At 58.3% G+C, this 216-nt stretch carries 1 protein-coding gene; it reads right to left on the bottom strand.

Annotated features, from left to right (window positions below; translation table 11 throughout):
• A partial coding sequence (locus DW640_RS24265) for a DUF4138 domain-containing protein (RefSeq protein WP_233525486.1) occupies positions 1-216 on the bottom strand: 216 nt, incomplete at both ends.

Below are 216 nucleotides of genomic sequence, written 5' to 3'. Positions count from 1 at the left end.
GTCGCTTTTCCCCTCCGTCACCAGCACCTCGTTGTAGCTGCGCACCGGGTCGATCACCCGTTCCTGAATGGCGGTGCGCTTCGGCACTTTCTTGTCCACGACCTTGAACCGGATAAAGTCCGTCCGGAAAGCCACGTTCGACCTGTTCCTCGTTTCCGTGTGGAAATAGAACAGCCCGTTGTGCGAGTGGACGGATTTCAGGAGGAACTGCACCCC

Origin of the sequence: Bacteroides sp. AM23-12 (assembly GCF_003434395.1) — a bacterium.
In the GTDB taxonomy this organism is placed as follows: Bacteria; Bacteroidota; Bacteroidia; order Bacteroidales; family Bacteroidaceae; genus Bacteroides; species Bacteroides thetaiotaomicron.
Note: the sequence above shows the minus strand (reverse complement) of the source record. Positions and strands in the feature narration are given on the sequence as shown.